Here is an 18,039-nt window from a genome sequence, read left to right on the forward strand (position 1 = left end):
GGCCGTGCGACGGCCCAACAAACAATGAAAAATATACTGACTGCATTCGCGATTGCTCTCTGGACCTTGACGTTCGCATCCACTGCAAGCGCGAGCGGCACGATTGAACTCGCGGTCGGCGCGCAGCGACAGATTTCTGCAGGTCGTGCGCTGCAGCGTGTCGCAGTCGGCGATCCTGCGATCGCCGACGTGTTGATCATGAAGGGCAGTGGTTCCGGGTCCGTGCTGCTGACCGCGAAAGCGCCGGGCGCAACGAACGTGATGTTGTGGGAACGCGGTCACGACGAGCCGACGGCCTGGAATGTGGAAGTCGTCGACGCGTCTGCGCACGCGGTGCTCGACGGTTCGATGCCGCAGGTGAAAGCGTACGGTGGGACGTCGGTGTTGCGGGGAACGTCCGCTTCGCTCGATGCTCACGAACGAGCAGCGGCAGTCGCCAAAAACATGAACACGAAGGGCACGCTGATCGATCGCTCGACACTGGCTGGCAAGAATGTCGTGCAGGTCGACGTACGCGTGGTCGAGTTCAGCCGCACCGTGCTCAAGCAAGTGGGGTTCAACTTCTTCAAGCAGAGCAACGGATTCTCGTTTGGCTCGTTTTCACCGGGCGGCGTGCAATCGTATAGCGGCGGCTCCGGGCCCGGGTCGGCCGGATATCTTCCGACGCTCGGCGCCCCCGTCGCATCCGCGTTCAACCTGGTCGCGAACGCAGCCGGGCACGGCATCTTCGCCGACCTGTCGCTGCTCGAAGCGAACAATCTGGCGCGCGTGCTCGCCGAGCCGACGCTCGTCGCGCTGTCCGGCCAGAGCGCCAGCTTCCTCGCCGGCGGCGAGATCCCGGTTCCGTCGCCGCAGGGGCTTGGCTCGACCGCGATCCAGTGGAAACAATACGGTGTGGGACTGTCGCTGACTCCGACGGTGCTGAGCCCAAGCCGGATCGCGCTGAAGGTCGCGCCGGAATCGAGCCAGCTCGATTTCGTGAACAGCGTGACGATCAGCGGTGTCGCCGTGCCGGGCATCACGACGCGTCGCGCCGACACGACGGTCGAACTCGGCGATGGCGAGAGTTTCGTGATCGGCGGCCTGATCGATCGCCAGACGATGTCGAACGTGAGCAAGGTGCCGCTGCTCGGCGACCTGCCGATCATCGGCACGTTCTTCAAGAACCTGAACTACCAGCAGAACGACAAGGAATTGCTGATCATCGTGACACCGCATCTCGTCGCACCGATTGCGAAGGGGGCGGTGCTGCCTGCGACGCCCGGCGAATTGTCCGAGCAGCGCGACGGGCCGGTATGGCGATCCTACCTGGGCGGTGCGGCATCGCCGGATGCGGCACCGGGGTTTTCGAAATGAATCTGAGGCATTGCGCGTCGTGGCACATTGCTACGCCTTGCGTAATCGGGGGTGTTCGACATGAATGCACGAACCCAATCGTTGTGTGAACCCGCCGTGACCGACTACTTCGTTTGCGCATCGACAAAGGAAGCGCATGTGCGCTGGCTGGCCGATACGCTGGTGTCGGCCGGTGCGGTCGAGGCCGCGTCGCTGGAGCCGGGCGTGCTTGCGCAGCGCATCACGGGGCTCAATCCGGCGCTCGTGTTCATCGATTTCTCCGAACGCAGCGAAGCGGCGAGCGTCGCTGCGGCCACGGTACGCGCGGCACATCCGGGGTTGCCGATCGTCGCACTTGGCTCGCTCACCCAGCCGGAGAGCACGCTTGCCGCACTGCGCGCGGGCGTGCGCGATTTCATCGACGTGTCGGCATCGGCCGAGGACGCACTGCGGACGACGCGTGGATTGCTATCCCACGTCGGCGAGCCGACGAGCCGTCACGGCAAGGTCGTCACGTTGCTCGGCGCGCGCGCGGGCATGGGGGTCAGCACGCTCGCAGCGAATCTCGCGGTCTGGCTTCAGAAGCGGGCACTCGGGCCGGGTGCGGCGGGCACGGACGGCGGTGCGCCGGCCGGCCGCCAGACCGCGCTGATCGACCTGGGGTTGCCGGCCGGCGACGGCGCGCTGTTTCTGAACACGCGTTGCGAATTTCATTTCATCGATGCGGTGCAGAACCTGCGCCGCATCGACCGCACGTTCGTGAACACCGCACTCACGAGGCATCAGAGCGGTGTCGCGCTGACGACGCTGCCGCCGGACCTCGGCGCGTTGCGCGATGTGTCCTATGCGTCATGCATCGGTTTGCTGAACCGCCTTCGCGCGTTCTTCGACCAGCAGGTCGTCGATCTCGGCGGGTTCTCGAATCGCGAGTTCGTCACGCAGATCGCCGCGTCGGCCGACGAGGCGTGGCTGGTCTGCGATCAAGGCGTCGCATCGATCGTTTCGGCCGTCGACCTGATCACCGGGTTGCGCGATGGGGGCGTCGATACGGATCGCGTCAAGCTCGTGGTCAACCAGTACGATCCCGCGCTGGGCCTGATGCCCGGACAGATCGCCGAGCGTCTCGGGTTGTCGCTGGTCGGCAGCTTGCCCGCGCGCCGCGTCGCGATCGGCCATGCGGCGAACCAGGGGCGGCTCATCGTCGATGCGGCAGAGCGTGATCCTTACGTGCGCGCACTCGAATCCCTCGCCGCGCGGTTGCCCGGCGTATCGGGCATGGCGGGCGCGTCGCGCGCGGCGCCCGGCCTGTCCGCGCTCAAACGTTTCATTCAACCTTCGTCCAAGCGGTCGTAACCGATGGCACACGACATTCAATTCGCCGACGGCGCAGCGCCGTTCTCCCAGACGCAGCAATTCCACGACATCAAGAATGCCGCGCACGAGCACCTGCTGACGCGTATCGAGGAGCTGGGCGCCGAGTTCGGCCGATGGTCGCGCCAGGCGATCAATCAGTTCGTCGATCTCGAGATCGACAGCTTCGTGCGCCTGCGCCGCATTCCGCTCAACGAGAACGAGGTGCGTGCGATTGCGGAAGCGCTGACGAAGGAACTCGCGGGCTTCGGGCCGATCGAGGATCTGCTCGCGGATCCGGCGGTCGAGGACATCCTGATCAACGGCTACAACGACGTGTACGTGTCGCGTCACGGGATACTAGCGAAGCTGCCGGTGCGCTTCACCGACAACGCGCATTTGTTGCGAATCGTGCGCCGGATCCTCGCGCCGATCGGGCGCCGTCTCGATGAATCGAACCCGATGGTCGACGCGCGACTGCCCGACGGCGGCCGCGTGAACGTCGTGATCGAGCCGCTGTCGATCGACGGCCCGATCGTGTCGATCCGGAAATTCCGCAAGGACCCGCTCAAGCCCTCGGACCTGCTCGGCAACGGCACGTACAACGAAGAGATCGGTGCATTGCTCGAGGCGGCGGTCGAGGCCCGCTGCAACGTGCTCGTGTCGGGCGGCACGAGCTCGGGCAAGACGTCGCTGCTCAATGCGCTCGCGTTCCACATTCCGGAGGCCGAGCGTGTCGTGACGATCGAGGATACGGCGGAACTGTCGCTGAACCACCCGCACGTCGTGCGCCTCGAAAGCCGGCCGGGCGGGTTCGACGGTAGTGGCGTCGTGACGATTCGCGATCTGTTGCGCAATACGCTGCGGATGCGTCCGGACCGGATCATCGTCGGCGAAGTGCGCGGCGGTGAAGTGCTCGAAATGCTTCAGGCCATGAACACGGGCCACGACGGCTCGATGGGCACCGTGCACGCGAGTTCGCCGCGCGAGTGCCTGTACCGTCTCGAGATGCTCGCCGGCTTCGCGGGCTTCCAGGGGACCGAATCGAGCCTGCGTCGCCAGATCGCGAACGCGATCGACTTCATCGTGCAGATCGGACGCCTGTCGAATGGGCGCCGCCGGATTCTGTCGATCACCGAAGTGACTGGGCTGTCCGACAACATCATCGCGACGCAGGAACTGTATCGCTACGAAGCGCGCGTCACGCCGGAGGGCGAGGAAGTCGATCACTGGGAGTCGCTGGGCATTCATCCGCATTCGCCGAAGCTCGCGCGTTTCCGCCAGACGCTGACGAACAGCGGCCTGGGCAGTTTCGGCGGCGGCTTTGGCGGCGGCGGTTTCGGTCGCGGCGGGGGCTTCAATGTATAGCGCAACGATCTGGATGCTCGCGGTCGCGATGCTGTGCGTGGCATCGGCACTGATGCTGTGGCGACATGCGGAAACCCGGCGCGTGCGCACCGATGCGAAGCGCTTCATCGACAGTCGGCTGGAGCCCGGCGCACGCGCGGCGGCACCGGCTGCAAGACCGGCAGCATCCGCGGCGCCGCGTGCCGTGTCGTCATCCAGTGGCGCGCGCAATGCGGCATCCGGTGCTTTCTGGGTGCACTGGCTTGCGATGGCGACGGAGTATCTGACCGACCTCGTGAACCGTGCCGGGATCGAAGGGGCACGCGGCAAGGCGATCGTCGCGCTGGCGGCTCTCGTGACGGTTGCGGCAATCGCGGGCAGCCGCGGCGGCGTGCTCGCGTGTTTCGCTGCGCTTGTCTGCGGGAGCGCGATTTTCGGCATCTGGCTCACATCGCGCATCCAGCGGCGTCGACTGAAGATCGTCCGGCAGATTCCATCGTTTCTCGACGGGATCGTGCGACTGGTGACGCTCGGCAACAGCGTGCCGGCCGCATTCCAGGCAGCGCTGCTGACGACGGAGGAGCCGCTGCGGGGGTGTCTCGACCACGTGTCCCGGATGTTGCGCACAGGTGTCGAGATCGATCGCGCGATGCTTCATATCGCGAAGATCTACCGGACGAAGGAATTCGAACTTCTCGGATCCGTGCTGCGATTGTCGGTCAAATATGGCGGCCGTGCGGACGTGATGCTCGAGCGCATGGCCGTGTTCATGCGCGACCTCGAGCAGGCGGAGCGCGAACTGGCGGCGATGTCGGCGGAGACACGGTTGTCGGCGTTCGTGCTCATGATGCTGCCGATCGCGATCGGCAGTTTTGTCGTGATGACCAATCCGAAGTATCTGGAAGGCATGTGGATTGATCCGGGCGGACGAGTGCTCCTCATACTCGCATTTCTGATGCAGATGGCGGGTAGCGTGTGGTTGTACCGAATGGCTCGACTCAGGTGATGCGATGACGGCAACTCAGATTGGATCAATCGCTCTCGCGCTCGGCGCGCTCGGCGTGCTGCTGCTCGGAATGATCGCATTGCTGCGAGCGAGCGCCGCGTCGCGTGTCGAACGCGCGCTGGCCGATGCGCTCGATCAGCGTATGGCTGCACACGAAGCGGCCAAGCTAGGGGGCGTAGCCGATGCGGATGTCGCTCCGAAATCCGACACGCACGGTCGGCAGTGCGTCGAGCGTTTGCTTGCACGGCTTTCGGCGACAGGGATGCGCTTGCTTGAAACCGGGTTCGGCAAGCACATCGTAGCGGATGAGGATCGTCGTCTACTCGAGCAATGCGGTTACGTCGACGCGCGTACACGCGGGCTGTTTCTGATCGCACGGATCGCTTGTGGGATCGCGGTGCCGGTGCTTTTCGCGGTAGTCGCGAGTGGGCGAATGAAAGGCGGACACTGGACGATAGGCATGTTCGCCGCATTCGGGTTTGGCTTCATGCTGCCGAAACTCTATGTGCGCCGTCGTGCAGCGGCACGGCGCCAGAGCGTCGTCGATGAACTGCCTTTACTCGTCGACATGCTGCGCCTGTTGCAGGGCGTGGGATTGTCGCTGGATCAAAGCCTGCAGGTCGTGACGAACGATTTCAGGGGGATGATGCCGGTTCTGTCGTCGGAAGTCGGGATCGCGCAGCGTCAATTCGCAACGGGCCGCACGCGTGAGCAGTCGATGCAGCGGTTGTCGAGCGGGTTCGATAACGAGGACTTGCGCGCGATTGCACGGCTGATGGTGCAGGTCGACAAGCACGGCGGCGCGGTTCAGGAGCCGCTCAGGCAGTTCGGTGACAGGCTGCGCGAGACGCGCCGCGCAATGCTTCGCGAGCGGATCGGTCGATTGACTGTGAAGATGACGGGCGTGATGGTCCTGACGCTGTTGCCCGCGCTTCTGATCGTGACGGCCGGCCCCGGGTTTCTGGCGGTGATGCATGCGCTGTCAGCGCATCATTGATGGTGGAAGGAAAGACCATGAAGCGGATCATCAGGATGGCGATGCACACGAGTATGGCGGCGGCAGTTTTGCTGCTTGGTGCATGCGCGGCCAAGGAAAGCGGGTATGGCGTCGGCGGACAGACCGAGCGGGCAGCGCTGATTCAGGCGGCTGACCAGAAACATGCGGTGCCCGATACACCCGGGATGTATCTCGGACTGATCCAGCGGATGCAGGCCCAGGGCCTCTATTACGCGTCACTTGCACACATCGATGCGTACGACAAGGCGTACGGAGTATCGCCAGACACGATTCTGCTGCGCGCGGACGCGCTGCGGATGACCGACCAGCCAGCCGCTAGCGCAGCCGCGTATATGCAGTTGCTGAAGACGCCACTCGCAGCGCGCGGTTACCGGGGGCTCGGGTTGATCGCCGGTGCCGCCGGCGATTTTGGCCGGTCGGTGCAAGCGTTGACGCAGGCATCCGAACTGGCACCGACCGATGCGTTGCTGCTGTCCGATCTGGCCTATGCGAAATTGCGCAACGGCGATATCGTTGGTGCGCGAGTACCCTTGATGAAGGCGGCCGAGCTGGATCAACGCAACCCGAAGATCGTCAGCAATCTCACTTTGTATCTGCTCGCGACAGGGCGCGCGCAGGATGCGCAGCGGTTGATGAACCAGCAGCATTTGCAGGCAGATATCCGTAAGGAAATCAGCAGCGATGCCGCAAGAATTGCGGCAGCGGCGCGTGCTCAGCAACGCGCGGTAGCGACGCCGTCGGTGGTGTCTCGGCAGGCCGCAGCTGCGCCGGTCACGCCGATGGCAAACAATTTCGGCTATGACCAGACCGTGCCGCTGCTGCAACGGTTTGCACAATGAACGGACGTGCGGGGAACGACATGAACAATAAACATTATCGAAACATGCGTGTGGGTCGAATCATGGTGCTGGGCATGATCGCGAGCATGGCATTCGGCAGCGTCGCCGCCTATGCGCAGCAGGGTACGATGCCGGCCGCGTCGGACGTGGGCCGCTCGACCCGCGACTGGCTGGTGATGCAGGGCGAGAACCGCGCGGCAGCATCGACGCAACCGTTGCTCGGGGATGTTGCATCACTCGTCTACCAGCGCTATCTCGATTCGTTCAAGAACAAGATTCCGGAGTCGATGAGCACGCAACTCGGGGCGTCCGGCGGCATGCAGGGCGGCGGGCAGGGGGCGCAGTAGGCCAGATGACGATGCGTGCAGATCAATCACATGGAACTCGGTGGCGCGGCGCTGGTTGGCCGGCGGCGCGACGTCAGCACGGCTCCATTGCGGTCATGGCTGCGGTTTGGGTAATGGTCGCGATGGTCGTGTTGGGTGCCGTTGACATCGGGAATCTGTATTTCCAGAAGCGGGATTTGCAGCGGATCGCGGATCTGGCTGCGTTGGCGGCGGCCCAGTCGGTCGATCCTATTGATGTCAAATGCGCGAGTGCTATTCAGGCAGCACAGAATAATGCTGGCCAGAATGACGCGTATCCGGTTGGCACAAAATCCCCGGTTGCCGGGACAGATCAGATCGTAACGAGTTGCGGACGCTGGGATCCGCCAGCGGGAAGCAATGCGTCTTACCAAGAGGCGGCTGCGAGTCTTACGCAGTTCAATGCCGCACGGGTCACGTTAAATCGCCGTGTGAATTACTCGTTTCTCGGATTGTTGTCCGCGGCCGGCCGTGGATCGCCGACGGTAACCGCCAGTTCTACCGCGAGGGCAACCGCAATCGATTCGTTCTCCGTCAGTGCGACGATCGCGAGCGTAAATCCAGTATGGCTAAATGCCATTCTGACTTCGTTGCTGGGGACGAGCATCAACCTGCAGGTTGGCGACTATCAAGCGATTGCTAATGCCAACATCCGGCTTGTCGATATCGCGACAGCTGTTGGCGTCGGTACGGTAAGTGGACTCACCACGACGTCGATCGGCATGTCAACGATGCTGGGTAAACTGGCCAACCTTGACCTTAATACTTTACAGACTGGTCAGAACAACAATCCTGGATATGTCGCGCAGTTGCAGGCAGGGCTCGCCGCCCTGGGTCGGATACCGATCGTTTACATCCCGAACACGACGATTAAGCTGGCGAATCAGGCAAATGCGCTCCTGCAGTTGGGCCTCGGCAATCCCGATTCCGCCGCTGACGCCACGGTCAACCTGCTGGATTTATTGACAACGACGGCACAAGTCGCGAATGCCGGGAAGGCGGTTTCGTTGAATGCTACGTTGCCGCTTGGCGCGAATACCGCTACGAATGTGCAACTGCAGATTCTGAGCCCGCCGTCGCTGGCCGTCGGCGAGGCCGGTCAATTGAACGGGGTTTGGCGGACACAGGCATCGTCTGCTCAGATCGGGTTGTTCCTGGATGTGCAGACCCCGCCACTCAGTGTTTCGATTCCTGGTCTTCCATCGCTTCTTAGTGCACAGCTGAGCGGTCTCAAGTTGCCACTCTATCTGGTCGTGGGTGGGCCGGCCACGGCATGGCTGGCGGCCACCAAATGCGGGCCGACTATCGACACGTCGACGGTCACGATCGGTGCGAAGCCCGGTATCGCTCGTCTGTGCGTGAGTACGCCCCCGGGCGGCATGCTTAATCTGAATAATTCGGGTAGCTGCCCCGCCGCGACCGGGACACTGCAAATCGTGAACCTGAACGTCATCCTTGCGGGCGTGACGGTGCTGTCACTGCCGGTCACGGCGAATGTCGGCAATCCGGTGCTTCAGGTCGCGGGAGATGAATCATATAGTGCGCCGTATGGCAGCAACAGTGGCAACACGCCGCCGCAGTTCTGTGCCGACACGGCCAACTATTCGGCATCGTCGCCGACATGTTCGAACGGCTGGTCGAGGAATCCGAACTGGACCACTTATTCGAATCAGCTCGGTTCGCAACTGGCGACAGCCCTTGCGAACCTGAACCTCCAATCGCTGGACATTGCCTTGACGCTTCCCCTCATTGGAACGATCAATGTCCCGGTACCAGTTAGCACACTATCGTCGCTGCTCGGCACACTCCTCGGCCCGATATTGACATCGCTTGATACCTTGATCGTACCGTTGCTAAATCTGCTGGGCGTTCAGGTTGGCCAAGCGAACGTTCATCAGATTTCGCTGACATGCAATGCCGCACAACTTGTCGGTCAGTAACAGGCTTTTATTATGAGAACCCCCTCCGCAATCGCAGAACTCGACCTGTACGTCTGGGAAGGCAAGGCGGACATTGTCGACCGCGTTGCCCGCTGCATGGCGAGCTTCGACGTCGAGGTGATCCGCGCCGACAATGCGGAAATCTCGCCGGAGCGCGCCGCCTTGCGGCCATCGCTCGCGATCATCAGCGTGACGATGATCGAGACCGGTGCGGCGTTCCTGCGCGACTGGCAGGCCAACATCGGCATGCCGGTCGTCTGGGTCGGCGCGGCGCGCGACCACGACGCGTCGCAGTATCCGCCCGACTATTCGCACATCCTGCCGCTCGACTTCACGTGCGCCGAGCTGCGCGGGATGATCGGCAAGCTCGTCACGCAGCTGCGCGCGCATGCGGCCGATACGCTGCGGCCGTCCGAACTCGTCGCGCACTCGGAGTCGATGCAGGCGCTGCTGCACGAGGTCGATATGTTCGCCGACTGCGACACCAACGTGCTGTTGCACGGCGAAACCGGCGTCGGCAAGGAACGCATCGCGCAATTACTCCACGAAAAGCATTCGCGCTACCGCGACGGCGAATTCGTGCCGGTCAACTGCGGTGCGATTCCGGACGGCCTGTTCGAATCGCTGTTCTTCGGGCACGCAAAAGGCTCGTTTACCGGCGCGGTTGTTGCGCATAAAGGCTATTTCGAGCAGGCGGCGGGCGGCACGCTGTTCCTCGACGAAGTCGGCGATCTGCCGTTGTATCAGCAGGTCAAGCTGTTGCGCGTGCTCGAGGACGGCGCCGTGCTGCGGGTCGGCGCGACGACGCCGATCAAGGTCGATTTCCGTCTCGTCGCGGCCAGCAACAAGAAGCTGCCGCAGCTCGTGAAGGAAGGCCTGTTCCGCGCGGATCTTTATTACCGGCTCGCGGTGATCGAACTGAGCATTCCGTCGCTGGAAGAGCGGGGCGCGGTCGACAAGATTGCGCTGTTCAAGTCGTTCGTCGCGGAGGTGGTGGGCGACGAACGGCTCGCGCAACTGTCCGACCTGCCTTACTGGCTCGCGGATGCGGTGGCGGACAGCTATTTCCCCGGCAATGTGCGCGAGCTGCGCAACCTTGCGGAGCGCGTCGGCGTGACGGTGCGGCAAACGGGCGGCTGGGACGCCGCGCGACTCCAGCGGCTGGTCGCGCATGCGCGCAATGCGGCGCAGCCGGTGCCGGCGGAGAGCGTGGCGGAGGTCTTCGTCGACCGCAGCAAGTGGGACATGAACGAGCGCAGCCGCGTGATCGCGGCCCTCGACGCAAACGGCTGGCGACGCCAGGATACGGCGCAGCAGCTCGGCATCAGCCGGAAGGTGCTGTGGGAAAAGATGCGCAAATATCAGATCTTCGACGAAGAGCCCGAGACCCGCGAAAGCGAATAATTAATGCGATAAAATCGCGCTGAATTACAACGACACGGGCAGGAATCAAAATTCATGAGCCATATGACGGGGTTGGGGCGGGCGTGGGTGTTGCTCGCGATGATGGGAGGCATGCAGGGCGCGTTCGCGCAGGGATTGGCGGGCAATGCATCGCCGGCGGTACAGCAGGCGTCGGCACCGGTGGCGGCGATTCCGGTGATCGATCAACAGGTTCAAACCTCGATACAGCCGCAGGCAGGCGAGACGACGGGGCAGAGCACGGTTGACGAACTGCAGCGCCAGATCCAGGCGCATTCGCTGACGGAAATGCGCACCAGCTATAACGGCAGCTACGGCGCGAGCCAGTTGTTCAGCGTGAAGGACGGTTCCTATTTCGTCGCGCTGTTCCAGCAGAAGGCGTTCTGGCGCGTGATCAAGACTTACGACGAAGCGCGCGCGGAAGCGATCTATCGCGATTTCTCGCGTCAGGCGGAACGGCTGTCCGTCAACGAGCTGCGTGCGGCGAAGCTGGAGTCGCAGAAGGTGCAGACGGACCGGCAGATCGAAGTCGCGCAGGAGCGGGCGCGGCGTCTGCAGGCCGATATCTCGATCGCCCGCGAGCAGCAGGCGGCGGTCGCGGATCGCCAGAAGAGCGTCCGCAACGAAACGGCGGCGCTGCAGGCGCAACAGGCGGCGCTTCAGTCGCAACTGCGCGCGTTGCAGCAGCAGGTGCGTTCGCTGCAGCGGGAGGCCGACGCAGGTTTGCCGACGACGGCACACTGAGCGATCACGGCACGGCCGGTGCGGCGACATGCCGCGCCGATCCGCCAGAAAAAAGGGCAAGCCGCCTGGCTTGCCCTTTTGTTTTACTGGCCGTCCGGCACGATTCGCCGGCGGCGCGTGACGATCACCGGCCCGTTGCCGCCGCGTGCGTCGGACGGCGACGTGTTGCCCGATGCGTCGCCGGCATCGCGCGGTGCGCCGTAGCTTTCGCGCGGGGCGCCATAGCCTTCGCGGGGCTCGCGCGGCGCGCCATAACCCTCGCGCGGTTCACGGGAACCGTAACCTTCACGCGGCTCGCGCGAGCCGTAGCCGCCGCCGTCGCCACGCGATTCGCGGGAGCCGCCGTGCGAGCCGTACGGGCTGTGGCCGCCGCCTTCGCGGCCGCCCGGCCGACCGCCGGGCCGCGGGCCGCGGGGACCGCCGCCGCCCGGGCGCGAGCCGCCCGTGTCGAGCTGGATCGTGGAAATCGCACGCTTGTAGATGCCTTGCAGACCCACGGGGGTGCGCAGCATCACCAGATACTGGTCGAACGACTCGATACATCCCGTCAGACGAATGCCGTTGACGAGATAGATTTCAACGCGCTTACGTTCCTTGCGCGCCGAATTGATGAAGTCGTTTTGCGGATGGGATTCTGCGGGATTGGCCATTGAGGTGCGGCAGGAGCCTGCGTCAGAGAATATGTTGTGCGTGTGTGTGGCGTGGTTGCCCACCAAGTGTTTGGCGGGATTTTACCCTGTTCGTTCCACCAGCGCGCAGTCGTGATTGTGTCGAACCGTAACCCACTATAGACGTTCCCGTGCATTTTCGCGATTCGGTCGAATGGCTAGTGCCGTTTCGTTACGTCGCGTTACGAATCTCGCAATGGCGTAGCACCTGGCGGCGCGCGGCGGGATTACATTCCACGCGCATGCCGGGCAGGCCGGCGGATCCGGGAAGGGGAACATGAACAAGAGGGGATTGGCGGTGTGGATCGGGAGTGTGGCGTTGCTCGCTTCCGGCAGTGCAATGGCGGGGCGCGTCGACCTGTCGGTGGGCATCGGCGTGCCGGTCGCACCGGTCTATGTCGAGCCGGCACCGGTCTATGTGGCGCCCCAGCCTGCGGTAGTCGCTTATCCGGGTTACGGATACGGCTACTACGGCGACGAGGACGACGACGGCTACCGGAAATGGCGCAAGCACTATTACAAGCATTGGCACAAGCATCACCACGACGACGATGATGATTGAGCGCGACCTGCGTGGCGCCGGCGCCGGTGACGATCAGAACGCATAGTCCGGGTTCTTCGGGTCGAACGCGGATTCGTCGAGCGTCGCCGGCGCGATTTTCTCGATGACGATCCGTTCGAAGATCCTGCCGTCGTTGTCATAGGATTCGATGGTCCTGAAGTAGGGCGCGTGCAGGTCGAGCCCGAGGATTTCCTTTTTCGCGTAGAACTGCGGCCGGCCGGTCGGCGTCTCGTAGGTGAGCGCGACGACGCGCACACCGCCGATCGTCTTCGCCTCCACCTGGGTCGGCCGCTGCACGCCGGCTTCCTGGTATTTCCTTCCTTCGGTCAGGTACAGGTTCGTGATGAACTCGGTGCCGAGATCCTTCACCTGGTGATTCGACTGCGCACGCGCGAGTGCGCCGTCGAGCGCCGTCCACAACGGAATCTTGCCGAGCAGGCCGCCGAGATGGCCGTACATCTCGTCCTTGCGCCGCGTCGTGTCGTAGATCGTCTCCTGTCCCGCATGCGCGCCGCCCGGCAGCCATTTCGCATAAACGCGCAACGGTTCGCGGGTCGTCTTCACGAGCATGCGGTCGGGCGTGTCGGACCATTTCCCGCTGATGCGTTCCTGGCGCACCATCGTGAACTGGTACGACGGATAGCCGTTGGGACCATTGCGGATATAGAGCGGCACGGCGAGCGGATCGAGGGCCTTGAACAGCGCCGTGAGCGTCGCGTCGTCGAGTTGCGCGAGCACGCCGCGCTGGGCGGCCGTGCGCAGCCAGCGCGCCTGCTGCGCGACCGGCTCGCGCGTGACCTTCGCCAGCTCCGCCGGCAGTGCGGCCTCCTGTACCGCGCTCGCGGCATCGGCGGTTTCCTCGGCGTGCAGGCCGGCTTGCGCGAGCGACAGCACGCACGCGAGTGCCGCGGCGGCGTACCGCGCGCGGCGCTTCGTTCCTTCGTTCATCGACAGCGTCTCCGGGCGCGTTGGATCGTTCAGCCTTGCTTCGCGGCCTTGATCCTGGCGAGTTCCTCGTCGCGCAGCGCGCGGCGCAGGATCTTGCCGACGTTGGTCTGCGGCAGCGCATCGCGGAACTCGACGAATTTCGGCATCTTGTAGCCGGTCAGGTTCTTGCGGCAGTGCGCGAGCACGTCGTCGACCGTCAGCGTCGGGTCGCGGCGCACGACGAAGACCTTGATCCGTTCGCCCTGTACTTCGTCCGGGATGCCGATCGCAGCGGCTTCGCTGATGCCCGGATGCATGACCAGCACTTCCTCGATCTCGTTCGGATACACGTTGAAACCCGACACGAGGATCATGTCCTTCTTGCGGTCGATGAGGCGGATGAAGCCGCGCTCGTCCATCACGCCGATGTCGCCGGTGCCGAGCCAGCCGTCGGCGTCGATCACCTTCGCGGTCTCGTCGGGCCGCTGCCAGTAGCCGCGCATCACCTGCGGGCCGTGCACGCACAGCTCGCCCGGCTCGCCGACGGCGGCCCAGGTGCCGTCTTCGCGGCGAAAGCGCACGAGTGTCGACGGGGCGGGCAGGCCGATCGAGCCGCTGAACCCGGCCATGTCGCTCAGGTTCACCGGATTCATCGTGACGATCGGCGAGCATTCGGTGAGCCCGTAGCCCTCGACGATCGGCCGGCCCGTGACTTGCTGAAAGCGTTCCGCGACCGCGCGCTGCATCGCCATGCCGCCCGCCATCGCGAGCTTGAGCTTCGAGAAGTCGCGCTTGCGGAATTCGTCGTTGTCGAGGAACGCGTTGTACAGCGTGTTGATCCCGGTGATCCCGGTAAACGTTTCGTTGCGGATGATCTTCATCACCATGTTCATGTCGCGCGGGTTCGCGATCAGGATGTTGCGCCCGCCGAGCCCCATGAAGATGAACGCGTTCACCGTCAGCGAATAGATGTGATAGAGCGGCAGTGGCGTGAGCACGGTCTCGACGTCGCCCGACACCTGGTCGGCGATCCACGCCTTCGCTTGCAGCAGGTTCGCGATCAGGTTGCCGTGCGTGAGCATCGCGCCTTTCGCGACGCCGGTCGTGCCGCCGGTGTACTGCAGGAACGCGAGATCGTCGCGGGTCGTCTGCACCGGCTGCGGTTTGCCGCGTGCGCCGAGTGCGAGGGCGGAGCGCAGCCGGATCGCCTGCGGGAGGTTGTAGGCCGGCACGAGCTTCTTCACGTGCTTCAGCACGAAATTGATCAGGCGTCCCTTCGCATTGAAACCGTCGGCGAGCAGGTCGCCGAGCGCGGTGACGATGATGTTCTTCACCTGCGTTTCCGGCAGCGCGTCCTGCAGCGTGCGCGCGAAGTTCTCGAACGCGACGATCGTCTGCGCGCCGCTGTCCTTCAACTGGTGCGCGAGTTCGCGCGCGGTGTAGAGCGGATTGACGTTGACGACGATCGCGCCGGCCTTCAGCGTGCCGAACAGTGCGACCGGGTACTGGAACGTGTTCGGCAGCATGATCGCGACGCGGTCGCCCGGTTTTACGCCGGTGCTTTGCAGATACGACGCGAACGCGTCGACTTTCTGCGCGAGCGTGCGGTAGGTCATCGATGCGCCGGCGCTCACGTAGGCGACCCGCTCGGCGAAGCGCGTCGTGCATTCGTCGAAGAACTGCACGAGCGATGCGTATTGCGTGACGTCGATCTCGTGCGGCACGCCGGGCGGATACGACGCGTACCAGATGCCGTCGCTGTTCGGCGGGAGCTGGGCCGCTGCGGTTGCTGGGGATGAGGCCATGATGTGTCTCCGGTGTCGGTACGAGTTAGCGCTTTAGCGCTTACTCGTACCCCATGCTTCGCGGTCGGTGAGAGTTGGCGCTTCAGCGCTTACTCTCGCCCCATGCTTTGCGGTCGGTGAGAGTTGGCGCTTCAGCGCTTACGCTCACCCGTGCTTTGCGGTCGGTGAGAGTTGGCACTTCAGCGCTTACTCCCGGCCCATGCTTCGCAGTCAGTGAGAGTCAGCACTCCAGCGCTTACTCGTACCCCATGCTTTTCGGCGACGAAAGCAAGCCTGCCTTGGCTCTCCCGCCGCATGACATTCGTTCGGCCCGGGCCGGCGCATCAACGCCGGCCCGGGCCGCCCAAATCGTGAAACGCCGCCTGCGCGGCCTGGTGCGATCAGCTCGCCGAAGGCGCCGTCGCCGTATCGGCAGCAGCCGTGCTCGACGACAGCCCGAACGCTTCGCTCGCGCCCGCATCGTCGAGCACGGCCGCGAAGATCGACAACTGCGCGCTGTCGGGCATCGGTGCCTTCAGCGCGGCGACGATCAGCGAGGACAGCCGCGCGATCATCTGCACGTCGTTCATCGTGCGGCCTTGCGAGAATTCGTCGATCAGGCTTTCGGTTTCGGCACCGGCCAGCGCGCCGGACAGCGCGCCGATCGCGAAGTGCAGCCGCCAGCCGAGCTCGGTGCGCGGCAGATGCGGCAGCGCGCGCTGGAACGCATCGAAGAAGCGGCCGGCGACGCTCGCGTAGTGCGCGGTCAGGAAGTTGCGCACGAACGGCGACGGATCGGTGTACGCGCGGCCGATCAGCCGCAGGAACGCGGGGCCGCCGCGCTCGGGGTCGCGCGACGCCTTCAGCGCGGGAATGAACATCGCGCCGAGTACGTGTTCGCAGGTGATGTGCGCACCGAGCTGCGCATCGAAGCGGTCGAGGATGCCGAGGCGTTCCAGGTTGAGCTGGTCGAGCCGGCGCGACAGCATCGCGTGGATCAGCGCTTCCTTGCTGCCGAAGTGGTAGTTGACCGCGGCGAGGTTCACCGTCGCACGCGACGTGATCTGCCGCATCGACATCGCTTCGAAGCCATGTTCGATGAACAGGTCCTCGGCCGCATCGAGAATGCGCGCCTTCGTCCCGCCGGTCTGCCGATTGCCGGATGACCGCGTCCCGGACGGTCGTCCCGCGGACGCTCGCCCCTCCTGACTGACTGCCATGTCCCGCCTCCCAATGCCGGTTGCCCGGCCGCGAACAGGTGATTTGATTATCTGATTCAAACAGCCGTTTTTATTAAGATAAAAAAACGCGTACGGCGCGGGCAAGCGCGGAATCTGGACAAATTCCTCTAGTTCGATGTGCGGATGCGGAAAGTCTGTCGCGCGGCCCCGGCGGGACGGGGCACGCGCGATGGTGCGTCGCGGCAATGCGCGGCTTCAGCCGGCGGTGGTACGCGTATTGACCGATTGCGTCATGTCGACGCCGCGCCGTTCGCGGCTGAACAGGATCAGCACGGCGATCACGACGGCGACGATACCGGCCACGAGCGCCAGCGCGAAACTGTAGTTGTTGCCCTGGGAGACCGCGAGCGATGCCTGCATCGTCGCGTTGCCCGACGCGAGCAGGTTGCCGAGCTGGTAGACGACGCCGGGGAAGGTCGCGCGGATCTCGTCGGGCGAGATCTCGTTCAGGTGGACGGGGATCACGCCCCACGCACCCTGTACCGAGATCTGCATCAGGAACGCGCCGGCGGCGAGCGCGAGCTGGCCGCTCGAGAACGCCCACAGCGGCAGCACCGGCAGCGCGATCAGCGCGGCGATGAAGATCGCGCGGCGGCGGCCGATCCGCTCCGAGATCGCGCCGAACGACAGGCCGCCGACGATCGCACCGATGTTCAGCACGATCGTGATCCACGACACGGTGTGCGGATCGAAGTGATGCTGTTCGCGCAGGAAGGTCGGGTAGAGATCCTGCGTGCCGTGCGAGAAGAAGTTGAACGCGGTCATCAGCACGATCGCGTAGATCGTGAGCTTCCAGTTCTGCTGCAGCGTGGCGCCGAGGCTCGGGCGCGGGCGCTTTTCCATCTGCTTCCAGGCCGGCGATTCGGGCACGTGCGTGCGCACGTACAGCACGAGCAGCGCAGGCAGCACGCCGACCATGAACATCCCGCGCCAACCGATGGTCTGGTAGAGCAGGCCGAACACGACGGACGCGAGCAGGTAGCCGCTCGGATAGCCGGCCTGCAGCAGGCCCGACACGAAGCCGCGCGCATGGGTCGGCACGGTTTCCATCGTCAGCGCGGAGCCGACGCCCCATTCGCCGCCCATCGCGATGCCGAACAGCGCGCGCAGCACGAGCAGCGCGGTGAGGCTCGGCGCGAAGCCCGACGCGAGCTCGAGCAGCGAATAGCATGCGATGTTGACCATCAGCGTCGGGCGGCGGCCGAAACGATCGGCGAGCCGCCCGAAGATCAGCGCGCCGATCGGGCGCATCGCGAGCGTGAGCGTAAGCGCAAACGCGACGGCGGGGATCGTCGACGCGAATTCGGCGGCGATGTCCTTCAGCACGAAGACCATCAGGAAAAAATCGAACGCGTCGAGTGTCCAGCCCAGGTAGGCGGCGATCGTGACGTTGCGTTGTTCGCGGGTCCAGCTCATGTCCGAGGTCTCCTCGTTGGCTTGTGCGCACACTCTGCCGGCGGATGCCGGCCCGGCCGGCGCGCGGCGCGGGGG

16 protein-coding genes are annotated in these 18,039 nt (G+C 64.3%); 11 read left to right on the forward strand and 5 right to left on the reverse strand.

Features of this window, described 5'->3' with window-relative positions; translation table 11 throughout:
• Nucleotides 1-24 precede the first annotated feature (24 nt).
• The 10 genes from DIE04_RS07035 to DIE04_RS07080 are packed head-to-tail and all read left to right on the forward strand — an operon-like array spanning nt 25 to nt 11,366.
• Nucleotides 25-1,356: a type II and III secretion system protein family protein gene (locus DIE04_RS07035; RefSeq protein ID WP_124522575.1), complete on the forward strand. Its 1,332-nt coding sequence runs from the start codon at nt 25-27 to the stop codon at nt 1,354-1,356.
• Nucleotides 1,357-1,416: 60 nt separating this feature from the next.
• The gene (locus DIE04_RS07040) at nt 1,417-2,688 is read left to right on the forward strand and encodes a fimbrial protein (protein ID WP_124488913.1); all 1,272 of its coding nucleotides are present in this window, start codon (nt 1,417-1,419) and stop codon (nt 2,686-2,688) included.
• A 3-nt stretch (nt 2,689-2,691) separates the two neighbouring features.
• Nucleotides 2,692-4,053, forward strand: a complete 1,362-nt coding sequence (locus DIE04_RS07045; RefSeq protein ID WP_124522577.1) for a CpaF family protein — start codon at nt 2,692-2,694, stop codon at nt 4,051-4,053.
• On the forward strand, nt 4,046-5,038 hold the full coding sequence (locus DIE04_RS07050; protein ID WP_124522579.1) for a type II secretion system F family protein: 993 nt from the start codon (nt 4,046-4,048) through the stop codon (nt 5,036-5,038). The genes DIE04_RS07045 and DIE04_RS07050 overlap by 8 nt, the downstream gene beginning before the upstream one ends.
• A gap of 4 nt (nt 5,039-5,042) precedes the next feature.
• Nucleotides 5,043-6,035, forward strand: coding sequence for a type II secretion system F family protein (locus DIE04_RS07055; protein ID WP_124522581.1), 993 nt, complete (start codon nt 5,043-5,045; stop codon nt 6,033-6,035).
• A 17-nt stretch (nt 6,036-6,052) separates the two neighbouring features.
• Nucleotides 6,053-6,895 (forward strand): pilus assembly protein, encoded by an 843-nt coding sequence (locus DIE04_RS07060; RefSeq protein WP_124522583.1) that lies wholly within the window; start codon nt 6,053-6,055, stop codon nt 6,893-6,895.
• Nucleotides 6,896-6,915: 20 nt separating this feature from the next.
• Nucleotides 6,916-7,242, forward strand: a complete 327-nt coding sequence (locus tag DIE04_RS07065; protein WP_124522585.1) for a DUF3613 domain-containing protein — start codon at nt 6,916-6,918, stop codon at nt 7,240-7,242.
• 5 nt (nt 7,243-7,247) lie between these two features.
• On the forward strand, nt 7,248-9,200 hold the full coding sequence (locus DIE04_RS07070) for a pilus assembly protein TadG-related protein (protein WP_124522587.1): 1,953 nt from the start codon (nt 7,248-7,250) through the stop codon (nt 9,198-9,200).
• 12 nt (nt 9,201-9,212) lie between these two features.
• On the forward strand, nt 9,213-10,604 hold the full coding sequence (locus tag DIE04_RS07075; RefSeq protein ID WP_044846007.1) for a sigma 54-interacting transcriptional regulator: 1,392 nt from the start codon (nt 9,213-9,215) through the stop codon (nt 10,602-10,604).
• 54 nt (nt 10,605-10,658) lie between these two features.
• Nucleotides 10,659-11,366, forward strand: coding sequence for a DUF2968 domain-containing protein (locus DIE04_RS07080; protein WP_124488921.1), 708 nt, complete (start codon nt 10,659-10,661; stop codon nt 11,364-11,366).
• 83 nt (nt 11,367-11,449) lie between these two features.
• Here the strand turns inward: DIE04_RS07080 and hfq are convergent, their stop codons facing one another.
• On the reverse strand, nt 11,450-12,016 hold the full coding sequence (gene hfq, locus DIE04_RS07085; protein WP_044846005.1) for an RNA chaperone Hfq: 567 nt from the start codon (nt 12,014-12,016) through the stop codon (nt 11,450-11,452).
• 295 nt (nt 12,017-12,311) lie between these two features.
• On the opposite strand from hfq, the gene DIE04_RS07090 reads away from it, so the two are divergent.
• On the forward strand, nt 12,312-12,596 hold the full coding sequence (locus tag DIE04_RS07090) for a PXPV repeat protein (protein WP_044846004.1): 285 nt from the start codon (nt 12,312-12,314) through the stop codon (nt 12,594-12,596).
• A 33-nt stretch (nt 12,597-12,629) separates the two neighbouring features.
• Here DIE04_RS07090 and DIE04_RS07095 read toward each other — a convergent pair whose 3' ends face one another.
• The 4 genes from DIE04_RS07095 to DIE04_RS07110 all read right to left on the reverse strand — a co-directional run bounded on the left by DIE04_RS07095 (nt 12,630) and on the right by DIE04_RS07110 (nt 17,964).
• Nucleotides 12,630-13,544, reverse strand: coding sequence for a DUF1571 domain-containing protein (locus DIE04_RS07095; RefSeq protein WP_124522589.1), 915 nt, complete (start codon nt 13,542-13,544; stop codon nt 12,630-12,632).
• Nucleotides 13,545-13,573: 29 nt separating this feature from the next.
• Nucleotides 13,574-15,328: an AMP-binding protein gene (locus DIE04_RS07100; protein ID WP_124522591.1), complete on the reverse strand. Its 1,755-nt coding sequence runs from the start codon at nt 15,326-15,328 to the stop codon at nt 13,574-13,576.
• A gap of 380 nt (nt 15,329-15,708) precedes the next feature.
• Nucleotides 15,709-16,527 (reverse strand): TetR/AcrR family transcriptional regulator, encoded by an 819-nt coding sequence (locus DIE04_RS07105; protein ID WP_044849270.1) that lies wholly within the window; start codon nt 16,525-16,527, stop codon nt 15,709-15,711.
• Nucleotides 16,528-16,743: 216 nt separating this feature from the next.
• The gene (locus DIE04_RS07110; RefSeq protein WP_124488924.1) at nt 16,744-17,964 is read right to left on the reverse strand and encodes an MFS transporter; all 1,221 of its coding nucleotides are present in this window, start codon (nt 17,962-17,964) and stop codon (nt 16,744-16,746) included.
• Between the last annotated feature and the right edge of the window lie 75 nt (nt 17,965-18,039).

Origin of the sequence: Burkholderia sp. Bp8994 (assembly GCF_003853805.1) — a bacterium.
GTDB lineage: Bacteria > Pseudomonadota > Gammaproteobacteria > Burkholderiales > Burkholderiaceae > Burkholderia.